The organism is Listeria sp. ILCC792 (genome assembly GCF_900186135.1).
In the GTDB taxonomy this organism is placed as follows: domain Bacteria; phylum Bacillota; class Bacilli; order Lactobacillales; family Listeriaceae; genus Listeria; species Listeria goaensis.
Genome location: NZ_FYBO01000011.1, coordinates 43,535 through 65,750, shown reverse-complemented (window position 1 = coordinate 65,750; position 22,216 = coordinate 43,535). Strand labels below are relative to the sequence as shown.

The following is a 22,216-nucleotide window of genomic DNA, read 5'->3' as shown; positions in this document are numbered from 1 at the left end:
AGGTGTTACAAGAATTAACGATTAAAAATTTGGCTATCATTGAATCTCTTTCTCTGTCTTTTGAAGAAGGAATGACCGTTTTAACCGGTGAAACAGGTGCTGGGAAATCGATTATTATCGATGCTCTCGGTTTACTTGTAGGTGGCCGGGGATCAAGTCATTTCATTCGCCACGGCGAAGATAAGCTTTCTTTAGAAGGTTTATTTATCCTTGCAGAAGATAACATCGCTGCGCAAAAAACACTTGCGGAGAACGGTATCGATGCAACGGATAATATGGTTGTTTTAGAGCGGACCATGTTTAGAAGCGGGAAAAATGTTTGTCGCATAAACGGGAAGCTTGTGACAACAGTGCTTCTTCGAGATATTGGTTCCAAATTAATTGATATTCATAGTCAGCATGAGCACCAAGAGTTGATGCATGACGAGTTTCACCTTACACTTCTCGACCGGTACAGCGGCGAAACAAAACCGCTTCAAGAATATGAAGAAACTTTTACTTTGTATAAAAAGGCGCAAAAAGAATTTCGCGATTTCACAAAAAATGAACAAGAACTCGCACAGCGCTTAGATATGCTTCAATTTCAAAATCAGGAAATTGAAGCTGCCCACTTGGAAGCTGGCGAAGAAGAAACCCTTCTTGCGGAAAAAAATATTCTGGCCAATTTCGAGAAATTAAATGAAAATTTGAATGGCGCGTATAGTGCGCTTCAAGCAGATTCTGGCGGACTTTCAGCTGTGAGTGAGGCGATGCATCAGATGGAAACGGCAAAAGGCGTGTCGCCCGATTTTGATAGCGTACACGAAACCATTGCATCAAGCTATTACCAATTGGAAGATGCGGCGATGCAAATTAGACAGGCGCTTGAGCAGATGGAATTCCAGCCAGAGCAATTGAACGAAATTGAAAATCGCTTGGCGGAAATGAACCAATTGAAACGGAAATACGGGAAAAAGGTGGAAGACATAATGGCTTACCATCTTGAAATCCAAGATGAAATTCAAAAACTCGCGAATAGCGAAGCACATGTTGGTGAACTTTCGGAAAACGTCGAACGGCTGGCAAAACAAGTCGCTGAAAAAGCCACGCGCCTAACTTCCCTAAGAAAAAAAGCCGCCACCCAATTGGAAGCGCAAATTAAGCAAGAACTCAGTCAACTGTATATGGAAAAAGCCATATTTGAGGTCCATTTTTCAACCAAAGAAGAGTATTCAGAAACGGGGCAAGATGAAGTGGTTTTTTATATGTCTACAAATCCTGGGGAGCCGGCAAAACCGATGACGAAAATTGCTTCAGGCGGTGAGCTATCGCGTATGATGTTGGCGCTGAAAACGATTTTTTCGAAGCATCAAGGGATTACGTCGATTATTTTTGATGAAGTGGATACGGGAGTAAGCGGGCGCGTGGCACAGGCTATTGCTGAAAAAATTTACGCGGTTTCGGTGGGATCACAAGTCCTTTGTATTACGCATTTACCGCAAGTTGCGGCAATGGCGGATCATCATTACTATATTACGAAAAATATTGAAAATGAACGAACGTCTACTAACGTGGAAATTCTTCACGGAGCTGAAAAAAGTTTGGAGATCAGTCGGATGATTGCGGGGACAGAAGTTACTGAGCTAGCGAAACAACATGCGGAAGAAATGCTTTCCCAAGCAAGTAAGACGAAATCCGCACGATAAAAAAACAAAATTGCTTGCATACGAAAAGCTTTTTGTTTAAAATATAAGAGTAAGTTTTATTACCTACCTATAAAAACAACTACTAATTTTTAATGTAGCTATCTTTTTTTATGGGAAAGCCAAGAGTGATGCAATCATTTTAGGGACGGTAAAACTTGCTTTCATCCAAAAGTTAAGTTTTTGTTTTAGTCGTCATGGTGGTTTGGAAGTTTTCAAACGAGTTCGGACGAAGAGGTTGTTCTGCCATATCATCTTATTTGCAACAGATTACGTGATGAAAAAGTGCACCTGATTTAGGAGAAAAAATAGATGATGCGGAGTATGAGGAAATAGTAACGAAGAAAATAACTTTAAGCAGATTAGTGGAAAACTCTAAATTCACGTAAATTAAAACGCAGCTCCTCGTTATTAGAATGATGAAATTCTTAGCAAGGTCAAGTGCGCTTTGAGGCTTTAGCGAGAAAGTCTCAAAGCATGAGCCGCCTGTGAAAGACACTATTTAGAATTCCTTCTGTGAAGAGTGCAGATATTTTATGAGGCCTACTGAAAATGCGGATTAAGTTCATTTATGACAGCATTGTTGATTCGAAAGTCCTGATGGTAATTTTTTTGCAAGTGATTCAAAATTAAATGTAATATTGCCCTTTTTATTAACTGGCAGAATGGTCTGAATATGTTATAAAAATCGGAATAAAGCGTTTTCTTTGTTTTTGATGCAAAGAGTTTTTGGATTGTGAAGCGTGCATGTTACAATAGTGCTGAAATAACTGATAACACATAATAAATTTCACAAATTTAATTCAGTAGGCGATTAGCGCTAGAAGGGGGCAGAAATGAGCTTTACAGTACTTGCGATTAATCCAGGTTCAACATCAACAAAACTCGCAATTTTTGATGGACATACTTTACGTTTTGAAGAAGAAATAAGGCATTCACATGAAGAATTAAAGGGGTTTCGAACAATTCTTGAACAGCTTCAATTTCGTAAGGAAATCATCATTCGAACGTTGCGAAGCAAAGCATTTTCGCTTGAGGAACTTGATGCTATTGTGGGACGTGGAGGGCTTTTAAGGCCACTAAAAGGTGGCACGTATAAGGTAACGGAGAACATGATTCAGGATTTACGAATTGGTGTTTCAGGGCAGCATGCATCTAATTTAGGTGGTTTAATTGCGGCTGAATTAGGCGAGGGCTTTCAAATTCCGATTTATATTGTGGATCCGGTTGTGGTTGATGAATTAGAACCAGTAGCGCGTATTTCTGGTCATAAGGATTATGAAAAAATTAGTATCTTTCATGCGCTAAATCATAAGGCTACGGCGCGTAAGATAGCAAGTGAGCTAGGCCAGGAGTATGAAGCGAGTCGCTTTATTATTGCACATCTAGGCGGTGGTATTTCGGTTGCGGCGCATAAGGACGGGTTTGCTATTGATGTGAATAATGCGCTAGGCGGCGAAGGTCCATTTAGCCCTGAACGCGCTGGAACTATACCGCTTAACGCATTTCTAGACGCGTGTTTTGACCAAAATCATTCAAAAGAAGAATTGCAAAAGCAACTTATGGGTGAGGGCGGCGTTGCTTCGTATCTAGGTACGACGGACATGCGTGAAGTTGAAAAGATGATTGCAAATGGTGATGAATACGCAGCGCTCATTTTTGATGCGATGGCCCTTCAAGTGAGTAAGGAAATCGCGAGTCTTGCTGTGCATTTTACTGGTGAAGTGGATGCCATTATTTTAACTGGCGGGCTTGCAAGGAGCGCTTCTTTTACGAAGAAAATAACGGAGCTGACGTCTTGGATTGCCAAGGTTATTGTCTCACCAGGTGAAGACGAAATGAAGGCTTTAAATGAAGGCGCACAGCGAATTTTGTTAGGACAAGAGATTGCTTTAGAATACTAGGAGGAGGATTTTTAGATGGCGAAAGAGTATGATGTAGTCGTTTTGGGCGGCGGAACAGGTGGTTATGTTGCAGCGATTAGTGCGGCAAAAAATGGCTTATCTGTAGCGGTTGTTGAAAAAGATAAACTAGGCGGAACATGCTTACATCGAGGTTGTATTCCGAGTAAAGCACTACTGCGCTCTGCTGAAGTTTTTCAAACTGTAAAAAAAGCAGAAGAATTTGGTGTTACAGTTGAAGGTGGTGCATCGCTTAATTTCTTAAAGGCACAAGAACGCAAAGCGAAAATTGTGGAGCAATTAACAAATGGTATCCATCAACTGTTTAAACAAGGGAAAATCGACCTATACGAAGGAAAAGGAACGATTTTAGGTCCATCTATTTTCTCGCCTACAGCAGGAACGGTATCCGTCGAATTTCTTGACGGCTCTGAAAATGAAATGCTTATTTCAAAAAATCTTATTATCGCAACAGGCTCAAGACCACGCTCTTTAAAAGGACTCGAACTTGATGAAAAAGATGTATTCTCATCTGACGGGGCGCTCCAAATGGAAGCTTTGCCGAAGTCAATTTTAATCGTTGGTGGCGGTGTAATCGGTATGGAATGGGCTTCGATGCTGCACGATTTTGGCGTTGATGTTACGGTTCTCGAATATGCAGACCGAATCATCCCAACGGAAGATAAAGAAATCTCGAAAGAACTCATGAGGCTCTTTAAAAAGAAAAAAATTAAAATGGTTACGAGTGCAGAAGTTCAGGCGGATTCTTTAATCAAAAAAGATGGCTCTGTCACGATTGATGCGCTTGTTAAGGGCGAAAAGCAAACATTTACAGCTGAAAAAATGCTTGTGTCTGTTGGTCGCGCGGCTAATGTTGAAAATATCGGTTTAGAAAATACAGATGTTGTTGTTGAAAAAGGTTTTATTCAAGTGAATGATGTTTATCAAACAAAGGAAAGCCATATGTTTGCAATTGGCGACTGTATCCCAACGCTTCAACTGGCACATGTTGCGATGCACGAGGGAACGATTGCGGCGAACTTCATTGCTGGCAAGCAGGTGGAAAAATTAAATTACGACTTGGTTCCACGTTGTATTTATACTTCACCAGAAATTGCAAGTGTCGGAATGAGCGAAGACATCGCAAAAGAACGTGGACATGCGGTGAAAAAAGGGAAATTCTTTTTCCGCGGCATTGGGAAAGCACTTGTTTTTGGGGAATCTGACGGATTTGTTAAGGTTTGCTCAGACAAAGAAACAGATGATCTCCTTGGTGTGTCGATGATTGGACCGCATGTAACGGATATGATTAGTGAAGCAGCTCTTGCACAAGTGCTTGATGCGACAGCTTGGGAAATTGGGGCGACGATTCATCCGCATCCAACTTTATCAGAGGCTTTTGCAGAAGCAGCTCTTACTGTTGATGGGAATCAAATTCACGGGTAATAAATACCTTGATTGATAATTAGGAGGAAAGATAATGGCTTTAAAAGATACTGGATTATCTGATGAAAAATTACTGGAAATGTTTCGTACGACTTTATTAGCGCGTCGTTTAGATGAACGTATGTGGCTATTAAATCGCTCAGGGAAAATTCCATTTACAATTTCTGGGCAAGGGCAGGAAATCGCACAAATTGGTGCGGCTTATGCCTTTGATTTAGATGCAGACTATTGTTTGCCGTATTACCGAGATTTAGCAGTTGTTCTTGCATTTGGAATGACAGCGAAAGATATTATGCTTTCTGCGTTTGCCAAAGCAGAAGATCCGAATTCAGGTGGACGACAAATGCCCGCCCATTTCGGGCATAAAGCGCAGCGCATTGTCACCCAAAGTTCTCCTGTTACGACACAATTCCCACATGCGGCAGGGATTGCGTTAGCTGCTCGTATGGCTGGCGAAAATATTGTCGCTTATACATCAACAGGTGAAGGTTCTTCTAATCAAGGTGATTTCCATGAAGGAATTAACTTTGCTAGTGTGCACAAATTACCTGTGGTTTATGTCATTCATAATAATAAATACGCGATTAGTGTACCTGCAGAAAAACAATATGCGGCGAAAAAGCTTTCTGACCGTGCCATTGGTTACGGCATGCCGGGTGAACGTGTGGATGGAAATAATATTACCGAAGTCTATACAGCATTCAAACGCGCTGTGGACCGCGCTCGTGCGGGTGAAGGCCCATCGTTAATTGAAACAGTTTCATATCGTTTTACACCACACTCTTCTGATGATGATGATAGCGCGTACCGTTCAAAAGAAGAAGTGAATGATGCGAAAGCAAAAGATCCGCTGCTTATCTTCCAAAACGAGCTTTTAGAAGCAGGCGTTTTGACAGAAGAAATTTTGCAAAAACTTGAAAAAGAAATTGCAAAAGAAGTGAATGAGGCGACAGAATATGCGGAAAATGCACCATACGCGGAGCCGGAATCAGCACTTCTACATGTATACGAAGAGAATGCGGAGGAGGAGTAAAAATGCCAGTCATTTCATATATTGATGCCATTACGATGGCGCTTCGCGAAGAAATGGAACGCGATGATAAAGTATTTATTTTAGGAGAAGACGTCGGTAAAAAAGGCGGCGTTTTTAAAGCAACAGCAGGACTTTATGATAAATTTGGTGAAGAACGTGTTATTGACACGCCGCTCGCAGAATCAGCGATAGCAGGTGTTGGCATCGGGGCGGCTATGTATGGCTATCGTCCTGTAGCTGAAATGCAATTTGCGGACTTCATTATGCCAGCAGTCAATCAGATTATTTCCGAAGCCTCAAGAATTCGCTACCGTTCAAACAACGACTGGACTGTTCCGATGGTCATTCGCGCGCCTTTTGGTGGCGGCGTCCACGGAGCACTTTATCACTCGCAGTCCGTCGAAAAAGTATTCTTCGGCCAACCGGGGCTAAAAATCGTCGTTCCATCGAACCCCTACGACGCAAAAGGGTTGCTAAAAGCGGCGATTCGCGATAACGACCCAGTGCTTTTCTTTGAACATAAGAGAGCTTATCGTTTGCTTAAAGGGGAAGTTCCAGAGACGGACTACACGGTTCCAATTGGAAAAGCCAATGTTGTACGCGAAGGGGATGATATTACGATCATTACCTACGGGCTTGCCGTTGAATTCGCGCAACAGGCGGCAGAAAGGCTAGCTAGTGACGGGTATGAGGCGCATATTTTAGATTTGCGGACGATTTACCCGCTTGATGAGGAAGCCATTATTGAAGCGGCTAAAAAGACTGGGAAAGTCCTTTTAGTGACCGAAGACAATAAACAAGGTAGCATTATTGGAGAAGTGGCGGCAATTATTTCAGAACATTGTTTATTCGACTTGGATGCGCCAATTGCGCGCTTAGCTGGTCCAGATACGCCAGCAATGCCATTCTCACCAACAATGGAAAAATATTTCATGATCAATCCGGATAAGATTTTAGATAAAATGCGGGAACTTGCGGAATTTTAAAGAAGGAGTGAAGAAGTGTGGCTGTTATGGAAATTACAATGCCAAAACTTGGTGAAAGTGTCACGGAAGGAACGATTAGTTCTTGGCTTGTAGAACCGGGACAAAAAGTTGAAAAATATGATGCTTTGGCTGAAGTATTAACAGATAAGGTGACGGCAGAAATTCCATCTTCCTATAGTGGTGTCATTAAAGAAATTATCGCCAAGGAAGATGAAACGCTTGAAGTTGGTGCGATTATTTGTACGATTGAAACGGACGCAGACGGTGCTGAATCTGCGGAAGCTCCTAAAGAAGAACAAACGGCGCAAGTTGAACCTAAAGTGGAACAAAACGGCGGTAGTCTAAAAGAAGCGAAAGCAAGTGCCCCGTCTGGCGCGCGCTTTTCCCCAGCCGTGTTGCACTTGGCTTCAGAACATCAAATTGACTTGGCTGATCTTACAGGAACTGGTGCAGGTGGTCGGATTACGCGTAAAGATGTGCTTCGTTTTGTCGAAAATGGCGGTGTGAAAGCTGCTCCTGCTAAGCAAGCGACGCCTGAAAAAGCTGTTAAAGAAGCGCCGAAAGACTATCCGCGCGCGGCGAATGGCGACCGTGAAATCCCTGTAAATGGCGTGCGCAAAGCTATCGCTAAACATATGGTGGAAAGTAAACATGAAATTCCACATGCTTGGATGATGGTTGAAGCTGATGCGACGAGTTTAGTACGCTATCGTGACAGTATTAAAGAGTCATTTAGAAAAGAAGAAGGCTTTGGCATTACGTATTTTGCGTTCTTTATTAAAGCTGTGGCACGTGCACTTAAAGAGTTCCCAGCGCTTAATAGTACGTGGGCTGGTGACAAAATTATTGAGCATAAAGATGTCAATATTTCGATCGCTATTGCGGCGAACGACTTACTTTACGTGCCAGTTATTAAAAATGCCGATGAGAAATCAATTAAAGGTATTGCGCGTGAAATTAGTGAGCTTGCTGCCAAAGCGCGTGCGAATAAGCTAACAAATGACGATATGTCAGGTGGAACATTCACAGTAAACAGTACGGGTTCATTTGGCTCCGTTCAGTCCATGGGAATCATTAATCATCCGCAAGCAGCCATTTTACAAGTGGAAGCGATTGTGAAACGTCCGGTTATTGTGGACGATATGATTGCTGTTCGTGATATGGTAAATCTATGTTTATCCATTGATCATCGTATCTTAGATGGCCTGTTAGCAGGACGTTTCTTGCAGTCCATTAAAAAGTCTGTGGAAGAGATGACGCAAGATAACACGCCGCTTTATTAACGTTTTATTTTGTGAATATAGGGGTATGGTACTGTACATCTAGATCCATACCCCTAAACTCCCTAGATGTTTTTGGGTAGTACTCTTTGCAGTGCTGCTCTTTTTTTGCATAAAAAAAGCCGGAGAACCTCCGACTTTTTGGCGATTGTGATTATTTTTAAAGAAACATCAATACTCCAGCCATGACACTTGAAAGAACGATGGCGATAAGCATTAAGATGACCACAAAACGGACAAATTTTTTGTTGGACATGCAGCATAAGCTCCTCTCGAAACATTGTTACCTTATTTTACCAAGATAGTAGTAACTGTTCAAGAAGAATTATGTTATTCTATATAAAAACAAAGGAAAGAAGGAGAGAATGATGGCCGCATCCGATTTTTTTGAAGAGCTCGTAAAAATTTATTCCCCGTCTTACAACGAAGCGGAAATACTGGACTACATCGAGTCAGAACTCAAAAAGCGGAATGTGCAAATACTTGTTAAATCAGACGACGGGATTATGGCGCGCTTAGACAAAACGGATGAACACTTTCCTGCGCTGTTCTTTAATGCTCACGTGGATACAGCAACGAACGGGGAGGCTCCGAAGCTGGAAAAGCGGAATGGAGTTTACACGAGTGAGAATGGTTTTTTAGGGGCGGACGATAAGGCTGGCGTCGCAGTTATGCTCGAGCTGATTGACACGCTACAAACGAATTCAGAAGCGAAGCACGGAACACTTGAGTTCATTTTTTCAGCAAAAGAAGAGGTAGGGATGCTCGGGGCTAAAATGCTCGATTTAAGTGTGCTGACGTCACGCTTCGGATATTCGCTGGACGCACCGGGAGAAGTGGGGAGCTTTCAAATCGCCTGCGAGTCACATGTCGTGCTCGATTTTACGATTATCCAAAATTTCAAAAAATCACAAATATCCGCGATTAATGTTGCTAGAACTATCATCCATAAGTTGAAACAAGTCAATTTGCCGCCAGCTGTAAAACATGCGGTGAAGCAATTTGAAGGCGCAATTAATGAAAATGCTGATGAAACTGTTTTCATGAAATTGGAGCTATCTGGTTACATGCCGCTTGAAGAATTGATGCCGTATATGGAAGAAGTGAAGCAACTATTTTTTGAGGCGGGTATCAAATACGACGTTGAAATTGAAGGGGAGTCGCATGTGACACATCCCGGTTTCCGTTTAGAAGAGCGCCATCATAGCGTGGCATTACTAAAGCGGGCGTTAAACCGCTTAAAATGGCCAGTCGAATCCGTTTGTTTTGCGGGCGGATCAGACGCGAGTGTGTTTAACGAGCGCGGGCTTGTTACCGTACTCCTTTCTGCTGGGTATCAAAATCCGCATTCAAAGGAAGAACAAATTTCTGAAAATACGCTTGAACGGTTAACAGAACTGGTGTTAGCCCTTGCTTTATCCGGAGAAAATCTTGGGGAAGCGATTTCTTTTTCAAAAAATTTGTAAAATGTTGTGAATGGCTAGAAACATTCATTTGCCGTGATTCTCAATATTTGGTATAGTAGAGTGGTTGAAAGAAAATGTAAGACAGGGGACTTCTGCCTTAAAAATACGAGGAAGGGAAGAATTTTCATATGGCAAAACAAGAAATTGGCGTTATTGGAATGGGTGTAATGGGGCGTAACCTTGCACTAAATATTGAAAGTCGCGGGCACACGGTATCGATTTTCAACCGTTCTACTGAAAAAACAAAAGCGGTTATGGAAGCAAATCCGGATAAAAAATTAGTTCCGACTTATAGTTTAGAGGAGTTTGTTGAATCTCTTGAAGTACCGCGCCGTATTTTGATTATGGTTCAAGCAGGTAATGCGACGGACATGATGATTGAAGCGGTAAAACCTTTCCTAACAGAAGGCGATATTTTAATTGATGGCGGAAATGCATTCTTTGAAGACACAATTCGTCGTAACAAAGAGTTGAGCGAAGAAGGTTTCAACTTCATTGGAACAGGCGTTTCTGGCGGAGAAGAAGGCGCACTTAAAGGCCCATCTATTATGCCTGGTGGACAAAGAAAAGCGTACGATTTAGTGGCGCCAATTTTGCGTGAAATCGCAGCTGTTGCAGACGGTGAACCGTGTGTCACTTACATTGGTCCAGATGGTGCTGGTCACTACGTTAAAATGGTGCACAACGGCATCGAATACGGCGACATGCAACTCATCGCTGAAGCCTACACGATTTTAAAAGATATTGTTGGTTTAAATCACGATGAATTAGCTGACGTTTTCGCAGAATGGAACGAAGGCGAACTAGATAGCTACTTAATTGAAATTACGAAGAACATTTTAAAAGTGCGTGACGATGAAACTGGGAAACCAATCGTTGACGTCATTTTAGATAAAGCCGGCCAAAAAGGTACTGGTAAATGGACAAGCCAAAGCGCGCTTGATTTAGGCGTACCGCTTTCGCTCATTACAGAATCTGTTTTCGCGCGTTATATTTCTGCGCTTAAAGATGAACGTAAACACGCCAGCACCATTTTAAGCGGCCCGTCTAGCTATCATTTTGATGGTGATAAGAAGGCGTTTGTTGAATCTGTACGTCGTGCTTTGTACTTCAGTAAAATCGCTTCTTATGCCCAAGGTTTTGCGCAAATGAAAGCGGCGAGCGACGAGTATGAGTGGGATCTTCAATACGGGGAAATTGCGAAAATTTTCCGCGCGGGTTGTATTATTCGTGCCCGTTTCTTACAAAAAATTACAGATGCCTACAATAATGATAAGCATTTAAGCAATCTTCTTTTAGATCCATACTTTAAAGATATTGCGCATAACTATCAAGGAGCACTTCGCGAAGTAGTTTCTGAAGCTGTAAAAGCTGGGATTCCGGTTCCAACGTTCACAGCGGCAATCAGCTATTATGATAGCTACCGTTCCGAAGTTCTACCAGCGAACTTAATCCAAGCTCAACGCGATTATTTCGGCGCTCATACGTACGAGCGTGTCGACAAACCTGGCGTGTTCCATACAGAGTGGCCAGAAGTTGATGAATAAAAATAACTAAGACACATCTCTTTTAAGAGGTGTGTTTTTTGTTTACAGCTTTTTATGGAGGCTGGTATACTTACAGCAATAAGTCTGATTTCTTAAAATCAGCTAAGATTTTATCAAAAAAGTTGTCATAAAGGGATTATTAGTTGTTTTATCTGCAAAGTTAGTTACAATAGTAATAGGTATGATGTTTTTGAAACCGAAAGAGAGGTTTTTCAGATGAGTAAAATTTTAATCGTTGAAGATGAAAAAAATTTAGCACGTTTTATCGAGCTTGAACTTCAACATGAAAACTATGAAACAAAAGTGGCTAATGATGGAAGAGCGGGGCTAGAACTTGCACTCGAAGAAGACTGGGATGCCATTTTACTTGATTTAATGTTACCGCATTTAAATGGTGTAGAAGTATGCCGACGCGTTCGTCAAGTGAAGCAAACACCAATTATAATGATAACAGCAAGAGATTCAGTTATTGACCGAGTTTCAGGACTGGATCACGGGGCAGATGATTACATCGTAAAACCATTTGCGATAGAAGAACTTCTTGCGCGCTTGCGCTCACTCCTTCGTCGCGTTGAAAATGCTGAGCAATCCTTAAAACAAACGACGCTCGAATATCGTGATTTAGTTGTAGAAAAGGAAAGCCGCATTGTTCGCCGAGGTGAGGAAGTTATCGACTTAACAAAAAGGGAGTATGAGTTACTTTTAACCTTAATGGAAAACATCAACATTGTTTTAACCAGAGAAGTGCTTTTAAATAAGGTTTGGGGTTACGAAACTGAGGTTGAAACGAACGTGGTGGACGTCTATGTCCGTTATTTGCGGAATAAAATCGATCACCCTGATGAAGAAAGCTATATTCAGACCGTTCGGGGCACAGGCTATGTGATGCGTACATGACGACGAGTAACTTTTCACTAAAGAGCCGTTCTTTAAAGTTTAAATGGACATTCGGCGCCAGTGCCGCCATTTTCCTTACATTTTTCCTGTTTTCATACGCAATTTATCAAGGCATTGGACAAATGCTTTTAAATGAAGAAGAGCAGAAAGTCGATTCGTTGTTAGCTGAAACAACAGCCAATGAAGTGCTGAAAAGTGGAAATCTTGATAATACGGATTTGCTGGTCGAAGTTTTCGATAAAAATCCGAACATCAGCCGTAAAATACAAGACCAAGTCATTGCGCTTTATGATGCAGATGGGCAATATATTCAAAAGTACTTTTTAACGGCCAGTACAAAAACGGCCAACAACGATTTTACACAATATTTTCGGCAAACGAATGAACGGGTGACAAGTAAGCCCACGATTAATGGGGATAAAATGTTGATTTCACAAGGTCCAATTACATCCATAAGTGATAATTCTACTGTTATCGGTTATGTTCAAATTATTAATCCGTTAACAAGTTACAACAAAATTATGGGTAAATTGCTTGTGACGATGTTCATTCTTGGCGGGGTTGCACTATTTATTAGTGGAATGTTGGGTTATTTGCTCGCACAAAACTTCCTGAGTCCGTTAACGAAACTGGCGAAAGGAATGAATGATGTTCGCAATAATGGTTTCCAAAAACGAATTGAAACGACATCCAAGTCGCGTGACGAGATTACTGAGCTTACCGTTATTTTTAACGACATGATGACGCGAATTGAAACGAGCTTTGAGCAGCAAAAACAATTTGTGGAAGATGCCTCGCATGAACTGAGGACACCAGTGCAAATTATGGAAGGTCATTTGAAACTACTTAATCGGTGGGGGAAAAGTGATCCAGAGGTGTTAGACGAATCATTAAATGCTTCGTTAACCGAACTCAACCGCATGAAACGCTTAGTGCAAGAAATGCTTGATTTATCGCGCGCTGAACAAGTTTCTCAAACAAAAGAACTTCAAATCGTCAATGTGAACGATGTTGTGGAGCAAGTAAAACGCAATTTTGAAGTCATGTATGAAGATTTTACTTTTACTTTAGACGAGAAAGAAACCGATTTACATGCGATGATTCAGCACAATCATTTGGAACAACTACTCATTATTATTATGGACAACGCTGTGAAGTATTCGGACGGAGCGAAAGAAGTGAATATGAATGTTTTCAAAGTGAAAGACAAAATTCACATTTCAATTCGCGATCACGGTGTCGGAATTTCTGCTGATGAAATTGATAAAGTATTTAATCGTTTTTACCGCGTAGATAAGGCACGCAGTCGCGAAAAAGGTGGTAACGGCCTAGGTCTAGCTATCGCCAAACAGCTAGTTGAAGGCTATTTAGGAACCATTAACGCAAAAAGCGAAGAAGATAAAGGCACAGAAATTACCATCACGTTACCTGTTATTCAAAAAGAAGAAGCTGAGGTAACTAAATAAAAAAAGCTGGGGTTATAACGCCCCAGCTTCTTTTTATTGTTGTTTCTTTTGTTCCTCGACAATTTTTTCGAATTCGCGTTCTTCTTTCGCCATTTCTTTAACTTCTGGATGTTTGTTCATATAAAGTTTTTTCGTAAGTAACGTTTGACCAGCTAAGAAAATCCCACCGACAGCCCAGTACAAAGCAAGTGCAGAAGGCGCTGAAAACGAAATAAATAAAATCATCGCAGGGGATAGTAATCCCATGATACGCATTTGTTTTTTCTGTTCAGGAGTATAACCAATCATTGAAATAAAATATTGACCAAGATAGACGAGCCCGGCTATAATAGCTAGAATCGTGTCTGGTGAGCCCAAATTAAACCATAAGAAAGTGTGGCTTGCGATTTCTTCTGATCCACGAATAGCATAGTAAAACGCCATTAAAATCGGCATTTGAATGAGAAGTGGCAAACAACCCATTTGCATCGGATTAATATCATATTTTTTATAGACGGTCATCATTTCTTGTTGAATTTTTGATTGTTCTTCTTTTGTTGCCGCACGTTTTAAGCGCGCTTGAATATCATCAATTTCAGGTTTCGCAACAGCCATTTTGGACTGCATGGACATTTGTGCTTTCGCTGTACGCAAGTTTAGCGGCATGATAATGGCACGGATAATAAGAGTTGTAATAATGATAGAAATCCCGTAATTATCGTTAAAGAATGATGCCACAAACTGAATAAACCAAACAAGTGGTGCAATTAAATACGTATAGAAAAAGCCGTCCTGATTTTGTGATGGATCCATGCTACATCCAGAAAGGACGAGTAGCGCCACCGCAAGCATGCTAATGAGTATAATTTTTTTCTTCTTCACTGTTCTTATTTCCTCCTAAAAGTTCATTCTGCTTGAAAGATTAAGAACGATGGCTTTCTTCGTCATCGGACTGACTTTTTTTCAAAGTAGCAACAATCCAATTAACGACGAAACTAACATGCTCATTGACCATTTCTATTCGCCTATCAATCGTTAAATGAGAAACATGGATTGCTTCAGCGCGCGATAACATTTTAGGTTTAAACAGTGTGATAACTGGCCAAAAACGAAATAGCGCAAGCATAAGTAAAAATGTCACAGTAAGTGATACATACTCTGGCTCTGAAAACATTTGAACAAGAATTGTCACGACGCGCATCAGCTCCTTTCCCGGTTCATTCCTTAACTATAATTCAAATAGTACTGGAATTCAAGCCCTCATTTTAGTAAACGATATCAAAAGTTTTCGTTTCAGGAACAGGAGCGCCTTTGTAGATGAAAACTTCTTGAATGCGCGCACTAGGCGAGGGGCCTTTTTTTACAGCCTCAATAAATTTTTCAAGCTTGTCACTTTCCGCACGCGCCGCAATTTCAACAGAACCATCATCTAAATTTTTTACAGTCCCGCAAACATCATATTTATAGGCCACATGTTTTGTCGTATAGCGAAAGCCAACACCTTGCACAAAGCCAGTAACGCGAATAATTGCTGTTTCAATTGCCATCCTGATACACACCCTTCATTTATCCTTTACATCTTAGTTTAGCGCTTTTTCTCCCGAGTTTCAAAAATTTACTTTCCGCAGTCCAATTGCTATAATTTAACTATTCTGTAGTGTGGGAGATGTTTTCAAATGACTGAATGGAAAGTGCTTTTAACAACAGGTGACTACGAACCATGGTGGTTTTTTGAAGAATGGGAAGAAAATATCGTTTCAAGTTTTACTTTTGAGAAGAAAGAAGAAGCCTTCTCAAAATATCGCGAAATCGCCCAACAACTCATTTTAGATTATCCGCATCAAGCTTTAAAAAAAGACGTTCTCTTCGCAGCTTGGAATGAAGATGAGATTGCCTACTGCGAGGACTGTGAGGACGATATTCAGACATTTCACGGTTTAATTTTAATGGAGAATAATGCCGTTTACACCCCGACAGAAGGGGAAAAAGCAAAATGGTTTAGCGAGATTAGCCCGTTTGAAGTCAAGTTTTCAAATGAAGAAAGTGGGGAAGAAATTGGATAAAAAAGAAGCGCTGCTTAGAGAACGCAGAAAAGACGAACATGTGACGCTTGCTTTAAAAAACTATGAGCGAACGGAATATGTTTTTCGAGATTTACAAATCTTAGGAACGTCACTTCCTCGCTTAGACGTACAAGACGTTTCACTACAAACACAATTTGCAGGGCACACGTTTGATGTCCCTTTCTATATTAACGCTATGACAGGTGGCAGTGCACACACGAAAAATATCAATCAAGATTTAGCCGAAATCGCACGTGAAGCCGGCCTTGCGATGGCTGTCGGTTCACAGTCTGCCGCTCTTTCAAATCCGGATTTAATTCCCACCTATGAAATTGTCAGGAAGACACACCCAAACGGCATTTTATTTGCAAATGTAAGCCCGGAAGTTTCCGTTGAAAAAGCGAAGCGTGCCATCGAAATGTTAGAAGCAAATATATTACAAATTCATATTAATCCGGCGCAAGAGCTCGTGATGCGTGAAGGTGACCGTCATTTTGCGCACTGGGCAGAGGCGATAAAAAAATATACGGAACAAATAAATATCCCGATTATCGTCAAAGAAGTCGGCTTTGGTATGCGCTTTGAAACGGTTCGGCTTTTAAAAGAACTTGGGGTTCAAACTGTGGATCTTGGCGGACGTGGTGGAACTAATTTTGCAGAAATTGAAAATGACCGAAGACGAGATCAAGGTTATGATTTTATGCAAGAGTGGGGGTTAACAACGGCAGAGTCTTTGCTTGATGTTAAGCGACCAGAGTTTAGCGACATGGAATTTATCGCGTCAGGAGGAATCAAAACGCCACTTGATATGATGAAAAGTTTTATTTTAGGTGCAAAAGCTGCTGGTATCGCTGGCCTTGTTCTTCATTCTTTGAAAAAAGAAGGGAAGGGGGCAACTATTCAGAAGCTGAGACTTTTTAAAGAAAATTTGGCGGCTCTATTCGTGCTTGCTGACGCTAAAAATATGCTTGAAATTTCTGACACGCCGCTCATTGTGAAGGGTGAGTTGCAAGATTTTTGTGTGGCACGAGGAATTGATTTTCAGAAGTTGGCAAAATAAAAAGCAAAAATGCAAAGACGCATTTTTGCTTTTTCCATTTAACGAATGGATTTTGATAACGTTTCGCCAATTGCAAGAAGGCGAGTTTCTAGGTCTTCTTGAGAAAGGTGGTTATTTTTTACATAGAGGTTTTCAGGATGAACGCGGCATTCATGAGAACAACTGTGCAAATATTTTTCATCATTTTCTTCTGAAGCAAGAATTTGCTTGTTGCAATAAGGATTCGCGCAGTTAATATAGCGTTCGCACGGTGTCCCGTCAAAATGGTCACGGCCAACAACTCGGTGTTCAACACGGTTGATAGGTACAGAAATACGTTCATCAAACACATACATCATGCCGTCCCATAAATCGCCTTTTGTATTTTCGTTTTTGCCGTATGTGGCAATACCGCCGTGGAGTTGCGAAACGTCTTCAAATCCTGCCGTTTTCAGCCAGCCAGAAAATTTTTCACAACGAATTCCGCCTGTACAGTAAGTAACGATTTTTTTACCATCAAATTGTTCGCGATTTTCTTCTACCCATTCTGGTAAGTCGCGGAATGCTTTAATATCTGGACGAATGGCACCGCGAAAGTGTCCCAAATCAAATTCATAATCATTTCTTGCATCTAGGACAACCGTGTCTGGATCTTTTAGAGCTTCGCGAAATTCTTCAGGTGCCATGTAGTTTCCCGTTACTTCGAGAGGGTTTACATCATCTTCTAAATGAAGCGATACAATTTCCGTACGAGGCCGGACATGCATTTTTTTAAAGGCATGTTTGTCGGTTTCATCTATTTTAAAAACCATATCCTGGAAGCGAGCGTCGGCATGCATATGCTCCATATATTGCTTGGCAGCTTCTTTTGTGCCTGAAACTGTTCCGTTAATCCCTTCGGTCGCTACTAAAATTCTTCCTTTTAATCCAATTTCTTTACAAAAAGCACTATGCTGTTTTGCAAATGTTTCAGGATCATCAATTGTCGTGTATTTGTAGTATAACAACACTTGATAGTCACTCATTTTTTATCACCCTTATTTTATTAATTTATTATGTGAAAAGATACGCATTGTTATGCTATTCTCCACAAGTTGCGCACCTTTTATCTTACTATAAGTAAGGAGAATTCGGCAAGTGTAAAAGTACTTCACCAAATGAAGTTTCTATACAACTTAAAAGTGGCTATGCTATACTAAAAAGAGATAAAATGCGGAAAACAGGAAGTGATGGCTTTGCAAGTAAACTCGGATTTTTTAGAAGAACAAGCATTACGAGAAGTGAAGATTCGTAGGCGTAAAAAAATAAAGTGGCTGTTCTATAAAATTTTTATTATTACTGTCGGCGCAATATTAATGGGTGTCGGCCTTGAACTTTTCCTCGTAAATAATCAAATTTTAGATGGTGGCGTAGTGGGGATTTCCATTATTATCTCGCAACTTTCGCCGCTTCCTCTAGGTATATTAACCTTTGTTTTAAATATTCCTTTCTTTATTCTCGGTTACCGGCATATTGGTAAAGTATTTGCTTTATTCACATTGTATGGCATTGCGGTCATGTCTATTGTGACACTTTTACTGCATGATTTTGAACCTGTAACAGATGATTTACTGCTCGCAACTGTTTTTGGCGGTGTGACGCTTGGACTAGGCGTGGGACTTGTAATTCGTAACGGAGGGGCGCTTGACGGGACGGAAATTGTTTCCATCATCATTAATGGTAAAACGCCTTTTTCTACAGGACAAATCATTATGGTCATCAATATTATTATTTTTTGTGTAGCAGGATTTGCTTTTAATTGGGATAGAGCGATGTATTCTCTCATTACATACTTTTTAGCGTATAAAGTCATTGATATTGTCATTCAAGGAATGGACGAATCAAAAAGTGCTTTTATTATCAGCAAGTACTATGAAGAAATTGGGCTTGAAATTATGGAGCAAATTGGCAAAAGTGTGACCTATCTTGATTCTACTGGCGGTTATTCAGGCCATACGGGCAAAGTGATTTTTGTTATTATTTCTCGGTTTGAAGAAGTCAAATTAAAAGCGATTTTAGACGACATTGATCCAGAGGCCTTTTTGGCAGTTGGCGGAAGTATGTCAGAAGTCCGCGGCGGTAAAATGAGACCGAAACGGACGCCGCATTTATAAAATGCACCGAACTCTGACAAACAGCAAATTTCGGATTTCTGGCCTCGGGGAAACTGTTAGTTCAATGCACGCAAATTCTCTCGTTCATTGTCTGTGGAAGGTGTGCTTGCGTTTTATTTTGAAGTTTTCTATAGTCTACTACACATATCTTTTGAACTTGTTTGCTCAAAAAGGTACAATGAACAAATAAATTGTTTTGAAGAGGAGTGCAGAATGGAAGTAGACAGAAACCAAGACATTAATCATTTATTAACACGAAAAATGATTGATAATCGGACCATTTTAATATACGGCGAAATTAATCAAGATTTAGCCAAAGAAGTTTTTAGTCAGTTGTTGCTTTTAGAATCTTTGAATGATAATCCGATTACAATCTTTATTAATAGCCTAGGTGGCCATATTGAAGCAGGAGATACAATTCATGATATGATACGTTTTGTCAAACCGGAAGTCCGTATTATCGGCACTGGCTGGGTGGCTAGTCCAGGCATCACAATTTATTTAGCAGCTAAAAAGAAAAATCGTTTTAGCTTGCCGAACACGCATTACATGATTCATCAGCCTCTTGGTGGGGGGCAAGGTCAAAATAGCGAAATCGAAATTGAAGCGCGTGAAATTATTAGAATGCGTGAACGAATTAACCGTATGATTAGCGAAGCAACTGGACAACCGCTTGACAAAATTGCAAAAGACACCAATCGTAATTTTTGGCTTTCTGCTAATGCAGCGATTGAATACGGCATTGTCAATAAAATTATTCAAAGTGGTGCCGAATTGTAACAAGAAAACCGCGACTTTTCCATTAAGTGTTGCGGTTTTTTACGTACATTTGTTTGGTAAATAGGACTTTTGAATGAGTCAAGCGAAGTTGAAATATGTTATAATAAAGCAGGATTTTCATGAGAAACTGAGAATAAGGTGGGGAAAATATTGGCAACTCAAAAGAAAAAAACGGCGACGCGCAAACGAACAAATTCGCGTTCAAAGAAAAAAAATAATCCTATTTTTCGTTTCGAAATTACAGGTCTTATTTTAATTGCATTAGGACTCGTTGGTATATTCAAATTAGGGTTTATCGGCCAACACGTCTACGCGCTCGGCGAACTATTAGTTGGCTCGCTTAGCTATGGCCTGCTAATTGGCCTTGTTATTCTCGGTGGCTATTTGATGATTAAACGCGTGCGACCGAAAATGTTTTCGAAAAGACTCATTGGCATTTACTTAATATTTATCGGACTCGCAACCCTTTTACATATGACTTTTATCGCGCAAAACCTTCCAGCAGACAGAGCGTTTTTGGAATATTCTTGGGAAGTTGCGTTCACAAACCTCATTCACCCAAGCACTGTCCTAACCGTTGGGGGCGGAATGATTGGGGCTTTCGTGTCCTCGATTACTTATTTTCTCGTGTCTAAAGTAGGAACAAATATAATCGGACTTATTCTTGTCTTCGTAGGTTTGTGTTTTGCCTCTGGAGTTCCGCTTGCTGTTGTGAAAGAAAAAGTCAAACAAGCGGTAACTTTCGTCGTCCAAAAATGCAAAGCTTGGAATGAAAAAAGCAAAGAAAGAAAAGCTGAGCGCGAGCAAAAACAGCTAGCAAAAGAAAATGAATTACCAAAAGAAAATGAATTACCAAAAGAACTAGCTGAGGAACCTAAAAAAGAAAACGTCGAAGAAAAATTGCCACCGATTATTTCTAATTTCAGCCAAAATCAAGCTCCAGAACCTGTTGTAGAAACTATCGCGGAGGAGAAAAAAGAGGAAGTTGTTCAAGCTGAATTGAAATTTGAACAAGAGTCTTTTGAAAATGAAATCTATCAATTGCCTTCTCTTGATTTATTGGTAGAAGCTAAGCCGACCGATCAATCTGCGGAGTATGACCAAATTAAAGCGAATGCTAGGAAACTGGAAGAAACATTTGAAAGTTTCGGTGTAAAGGCGAAAATAACACAGGTGCATTTAGGACCCGCTGTTACCAAATATGAAGTGCAACCCGCAGTTGGTGTGAAAGTAAGCCGAATTGTTTCGCTAAACGACGATATTGCGCTTGCCCTTGCAGCGAAAGATATCCGTATCGAGGCACCAATTCCAGGGAAATCGGCTATTGGTATTGAAGTTGCCAACCAAAATGTGGCAGTCGTCACATTGCGTGAAGTGCTTGAGAATAACAGCCAAAATAAACCTGAAGATAAACTCCAAATTGCGCTCGGGCGTGATATTTCCGGCGAGGCAACGTTAGCCCATTTAAACAAAATGCCTCATCTACTCGTTGCAGGTTCAACAGGTAGCGGGAAATCAGTTTGTATTAATGGCATCATCACAAGTATTTTACTCCGTGCCAAGCCGCATGAAGTGAAAATGATGATGATTGACCCTAAAATGGTCGAGCTAAATGTATATAATGGCATTCCACACTTATTAGCACCTGTCGTAACCAATCCGAAAAAAGCGGCACAAGCCTTGCAAAAAGTAGTCGCTGAAATGGAACGACGCTATGATTTGTTCTCACATACTGGGACACGAAACATGGAAGGATATAATGAACATGTTCGCCGCCATAACGAAGAAAATGAAGAAAAACAAGCAGAATTGCCATTTATTGTCGTCATTGTCGATGAGCTTGCTGATTTAATGATGGTTGCTTCAAATGATGTGGAAGATGCCATTACGAGACTCGCCCAAATGGCGCGTGCCGCTGGTATCCACCTCATTATTGCAACGCAACGTCCTTCTGTAGATGTCATAACGGGTGTAATTAAAGCAAATATTCCTTCACGCATTGCTTTTGCGGTTTCTAGCGCAACGGATTCGCGAACAATTCTAGACATGGGAGGCGCTGAGAAGTTACTAGGCCGTGGTGATATGTTGTTCTTACCTGTAGGTTCAAGTAAGCCAACACGTGTACAAGGTGCGCTTTTATCCGATGAAGAAGTAGAAAAAGTGGTGAATTTCGTGATTGCGCAACAAAAAGCGCAGTATAACGAAGAAATGATTCCAGATGATGTGCCTGATGTAGCAGAAGAAAGTGAAGATGAACTTTACAATGAAGCCGTCCAGCTTGTCATAGAGATGCAAACCGCTTCTGTTTCGATGTTACAACGGAAATTCAGAATTGGCTATAACCGGGCTGCTAGACTCGTTGACGAGATGGAGCAACGCGGAGTAGTCGGTCCACATGAAGGTAGTAAACCCCGCCGAGTGAACGTTGAACGAATTGAAGGGGAAGAATAATAACGAAAACCAGCTCATTTTTTGAACTGGTTTTTCTTTAGAAATAA

General features: G+C 40.8%; 20 protein-coding genes. 15 read left to right on the top strand and 5 right to left on the bottom strand.

Features of this window, described 5'->3' with window-relative positions; all coding sequences use genetic code 11:
• Positions 1 to 2 precede the first annotated feature (2 nt).
• The 6 genes from recN (at position 3) to CFS60_RS11240 (ending at position 8,331) form a co-directional block, all read left to right on the top strand.
• A complete protein-coding gene (recN, locus tag CFS60_RS11265; protein ID WP_088809964.1) occupies positions 3 to 1,685 on the top strand; it encodes a DNA repair protein RecN in 1,683 nt (560 codons plus the stop codon).
• Positions 1,686 to 2,518: 833 nt separating this feature from the next.
• Positions 2,519 to 3,586, top strand: a complete 1,068-nt coding sequence (gene buk, locus CFS60_RS11260; protein ID WP_088809965.1) for a butyrate kinase — start codon at positions 2,519 to 2,521, stop codon at positions 3,584 to 3,586.
• A gap of 15 nt (positions 3,587 to 3,601) precedes the next feature.
• Positions 3,602 to 5,029, top strand: coding sequence for a dihydrolipoyl dehydrogenase (lpdA, locus tag CFS60_RS11255; RefSeq protein WP_088839259.1), 1,428 nt, complete (start codon positions 3,602 to 3,604; stop codon positions 5,027 to 5,029).
• A 34-nt stretch (positions 5,030 to 5,063) separates the two neighbouring features.
• Positions 5,064 to 6,062: a thiamine pyrophosphate-dependent dehydrogenase E1 component subunit alpha gene (locus CFS60_RS11250; protein WP_088839258.1), complete on the top strand. Its 999-nt coding sequence runs from the start codon at positions 5,064 to 5,066 to the stop codon at positions 6,060 to 6,062.
• 2 nt (positions 6,063 to 6,064) lie between these two features.
• A complete protein-coding gene (locus tag CFS60_RS11245) occupies positions 6,065 to 7,048 on the top strand; it encodes an alpha-ketoacid dehydrogenase subunit beta (RefSeq protein WP_088809970.1) in 984 nt (327 codons plus the stop codon).
• A gap of 17 nt (positions 7,049 to 7,065) precedes the next feature.
• Positions 7,066 to 8,331 carry a dihydrolipoamide acetyltransferase family protein gene (locus tag CFS60_RS11240; RefSeq protein WP_088839257.1) on the top strand — a complete coding sequence of 422 codons (1,266 nt, stop codon included), beginning with the start codon at positions 7,066 to 7,068 and terminating at the stop codon, positions 8,329 to 8,331.
• A gap of 157 nt (positions 8,332 to 8,488) precedes the next feature.
• Here the strand turns inward: CFS60_RS11240 and prli42 are convergent, their stop codons facing one another.
• Positions 8,489 to 8,584 (bottom strand): stressosome-associated protein Prli42, encoded by a 96-nt coding sequence (gene prli42, locus CFS60_RS11235; protein ID WP_088809974.1) that lies wholly within the window; start codon positions 8,582 to 8,584, stop codon positions 8,489 to 8,491.
• A 109-nt stretch (positions 8,585 to 8,693) separates the two neighbouring features.
• Here prli42 and CFS60_RS11230 point away from each other — a divergent pair, with 109 nt between their 5' ends.
• From CFS60_RS11230 to CFS60_RS11215, 4 genes are all read left to right on the top strand, one after another.
• On the top strand, positions 8,694 to 9,794 hold the full coding sequence (locus CFS60_RS11230) for a M20/M25/M40 family metallo-hydrolase (RefSeq protein WP_240310330.1): 1,101 nt from the start codon (positions 8,694 to 8,696) through the stop codon (positions 9,792 to 9,794).
• 128 nt (positions 9,795 to 9,922) lie between these two features.
• On the top strand, positions 9,923 to 11,341 hold the full coding sequence (gndA, locus tag CFS60_RS11225; RefSeq protein WP_088825613.1) for an NADP-dependent phosphogluconate dehydrogenase: 1,419 nt from the start codon (positions 9,923 to 9,925) through the stop codon (positions 11,339 to 11,341).
• Between the two features lie 216 nt (positions 11,342 to 11,557).
• Positions 11,558 to 12,238, top strand: coding sequence for a response regulator transcription factor (locus CFS60_RS11220; protein ID WP_088809984.1), 681 nt, complete (start codon positions 11,558 to 11,560; stop codon positions 12,236 to 12,238).
• Positions 12,235 to 13,704 carry a HAMP domain-containing histidine kinase gene (locus tag CFS60_RS11215; protein ID WP_088809986.1) on the top strand — a complete coding sequence of 490 codons (1,470 nt, stop codon included), beginning with the start codon at positions 12,235 to 12,237 and terminating at the stop codon, positions 13,702 to 13,704. Before CFS60_RS11220 ends, CFS60_RS11215 begins: the two co-directional genes overlap by 4 nt.
• Positions 13,705 to 13,737: 33 nt before the next feature.
• Here CFS60_RS11215 and yidC read toward each other — a convergent pair whose 3' ends face one another.
• The 3 genes from yidC to CFS60_RS11200 form a co-directional block, all read right to left on the bottom strand.
• Entirely contained in the window at positions 13,738 to 14,565 is an 828-nt protein-coding gene (yidC, locus tag CFS60_RS11210) for a membrane protein insertase YidC (protein WP_088809987.1), read from the bottom strand.
• Between the two features lie 40 nt (positions 14,566 to 14,605).
• Positions 14,606 to 14,884: a hypothetical protein gene (locus CFS60_RS11205; RefSeq protein WP_255377330.1), complete on the bottom strand. Its 279-nt coding sequence runs from the start codon at positions 14,882 to 14,884 to the stop codon at positions 14,606 to 14,608.
• 64 nt (positions 14,885 to 14,948) lie between these two features.
• On the bottom strand, positions 14,949 to 15,230 hold the full coding sequence (locus tag CFS60_RS11200; RefSeq protein ID WP_088809989.1) for an acylphosphatase: 282 nt from the start codon (positions 15,228 to 15,230) through the stop codon (positions 14,949 to 14,951).
• A 129-nt stretch (positions 15,231 to 15,359) separates the two neighbouring features.
• On the opposite strand from CFS60_RS11200, the gene CFS60_RS11195 reads away from it, so the two are divergent.
• A complete protein-coding gene (locus CFS60_RS11195; protein ID WP_088815829.1) occupies positions 15,360 to 15,746 on the top strand; it encodes a DUF1033 family protein in 387 nt (128 codons plus the stop codon).
• On the top strand, positions 15,739 to 16,806 hold the full coding sequence (fni, locus tag CFS60_RS11190) for a type 2 isopentenyl-diphosphate Delta-isomerase (RefSeq protein WP_088839256.1): 1,068 nt from the start codon (positions 15,739 to 15,741) through the stop codon (positions 16,804 to 16,806). The genes CFS60_RS11195 and fni overlap by 8 nt, the downstream gene beginning before the upstream one ends.
• Before the next feature lie 38 nt (positions 16,807 to 16,844).
• On the opposite strand, the gene CFS60_RS11185 is transcribed toward fni, so the two are convergent.
• Complete coding sequence (locus CFS60_RS11185; protein ID WP_088809993.1) at positions 16,845 to 17,810, bottom strand: rhodanese-related sulfurtransferase; 966 nt, start codon at positions 17,808 to 17,810, stop codon at positions 16,845 to 16,847.
• A 201-nt stretch (positions 17,811 to 18,011) separates the two neighbouring features.
• On the opposite strand from CFS60_RS11185, the gene CFS60_RS11180 reads away from it, so the two are divergent.
• From CFS60_RS11180 to CFS60_RS11170, 3 genes are all read left to right on the top strand, one after another.
• Entirely contained in the window at positions 18,012 to 18,938 is a 927-nt protein-coding gene (locus CFS60_RS11180) for a YitT family protein (protein WP_088809994.1), read from the top strand.
• Between the two features lie 213 nt (positions 18,939 to 19,151).
• On the top strand, positions 19,152 to 19,718 hold the full coding sequence (locus CFS60_RS11175; RefSeq protein ID WP_088809996.1) for an ATP-dependent Clp protease proteolytic subunit: 567 nt from the start codon (positions 19,152 to 19,154) through the stop codon (positions 19,716 to 19,718).
• Between the two features lie 150 nt (positions 19,719 to 19,868).
• On the top strand, positions 19,869 to 22,169 hold the full coding sequence (locus CFS60_RS11170) for a DNA translocase FtsK (RefSeq protein WP_088839255.1): 2,301 nt from the start codon (positions 19,869 to 19,871) through the stop codon (positions 22,167 to 22,169).
• Positions 22,170 to 22,216: the final 47 nt, after the last annotated feature.

Excerpts from the sequence above, each read along its gene's own strand:
- buk (WP_088809965.1), top strand. The coding sequence starts at position 2,519 with ATGAGCTTTACAGTACTTGCGATTAATCCAGGTTCAACATCAACAAAA.
- lpdA (WP_088839259.1), top strand. The coding sequence starts at position 3,602 with ATGGCGAAAGAGTATGATGTAGTCGTTTTGGGCGGCGGAACAGGTGGT.
- CFS60_RS11250 (WP_088839258.1), top strand. The coding sequence starts at position 5,064 with ATGGCTTTAAAAGATACTGGATTATCTGATGAAAAATTACTGGAAATG.
- CFS60_RS11245 (WP_088809970.1), top strand. The coding sequence starts at position 6,065 with ATGCCAGTCATTTCATATATTGATGCCATTACGATGGCGCTTCGCGAA.
- prli42 (WP_088809974.1), bottom strand. The coding sequence starts at position 8,584 with ATGTCCAACAAAAAATTTGTCCGTTTTGTGGTCATCTTAATGCTTATC.
- CFS60_RS11230 (WP_240310330.1), top strand. The coding sequence starts at position 8,694 with ATGATGGCCGCATCCGATTTTTTTGAAGAGCTCGTAAAAATTTATTCC.
- gndA (WP_088825613.1), top strand. The coding sequence starts at position 9,923 with ATGGCAAAACAAGAAATTGGCGTTATTGGAATGGGTGTAATGGGGCGT.
- CFS60_RS11220 (WP_088809984.1), top strand. The coding sequence starts at position 11,558 with ATGAGTAAAATTTTAATCGTTGAAGATGAAAAAAATTTAGCACGTTTT.
- CFS60_RS11215 (WP_088809986.1), top strand. The coding sequence starts at position 12,235 with ATGACGACGAGTAACTTTTCACTAAAGAGCCGTTCTTTAAAGTTTAAA.
- CFS60_RS11205 (WP_255377330.1), bottom strand. The coding sequence starts at position 14,884 with ATGCGCGTCGTGACAATTCTTGTTCAAATGTTTTCAGAGCCAGAGTAT.
- CFS60_RS11200 (WP_088809989.1), bottom strand. The coding sequence starts at position 15,230 with ATGGCAATTGAAACAGCAATTATTCGCGTTACTGGCTTTGTGCAAGGT.
- CFS60_RS11195 (WP_088815829.1), top strand. The coding sequence starts at position 15,360 with ATGACTGAATGGAAAGTGCTTTTAACAACAGGTGACTACGAACCATGG.
- CFS60_RS11185 (WP_088809993.1), bottom strand. The coding sequence starts at position 17,810 with ATGAGTGACTATCAAGTGTTGTTATACTACAAATACACGACAATTGAT.
- CFS60_RS11175 (WP_088809996.1), top strand. The coding sequence starts at position 19,152 with ATGGAAGTAGACAGAAACCAAGACATTAATCATTTATTAACACGAAAA.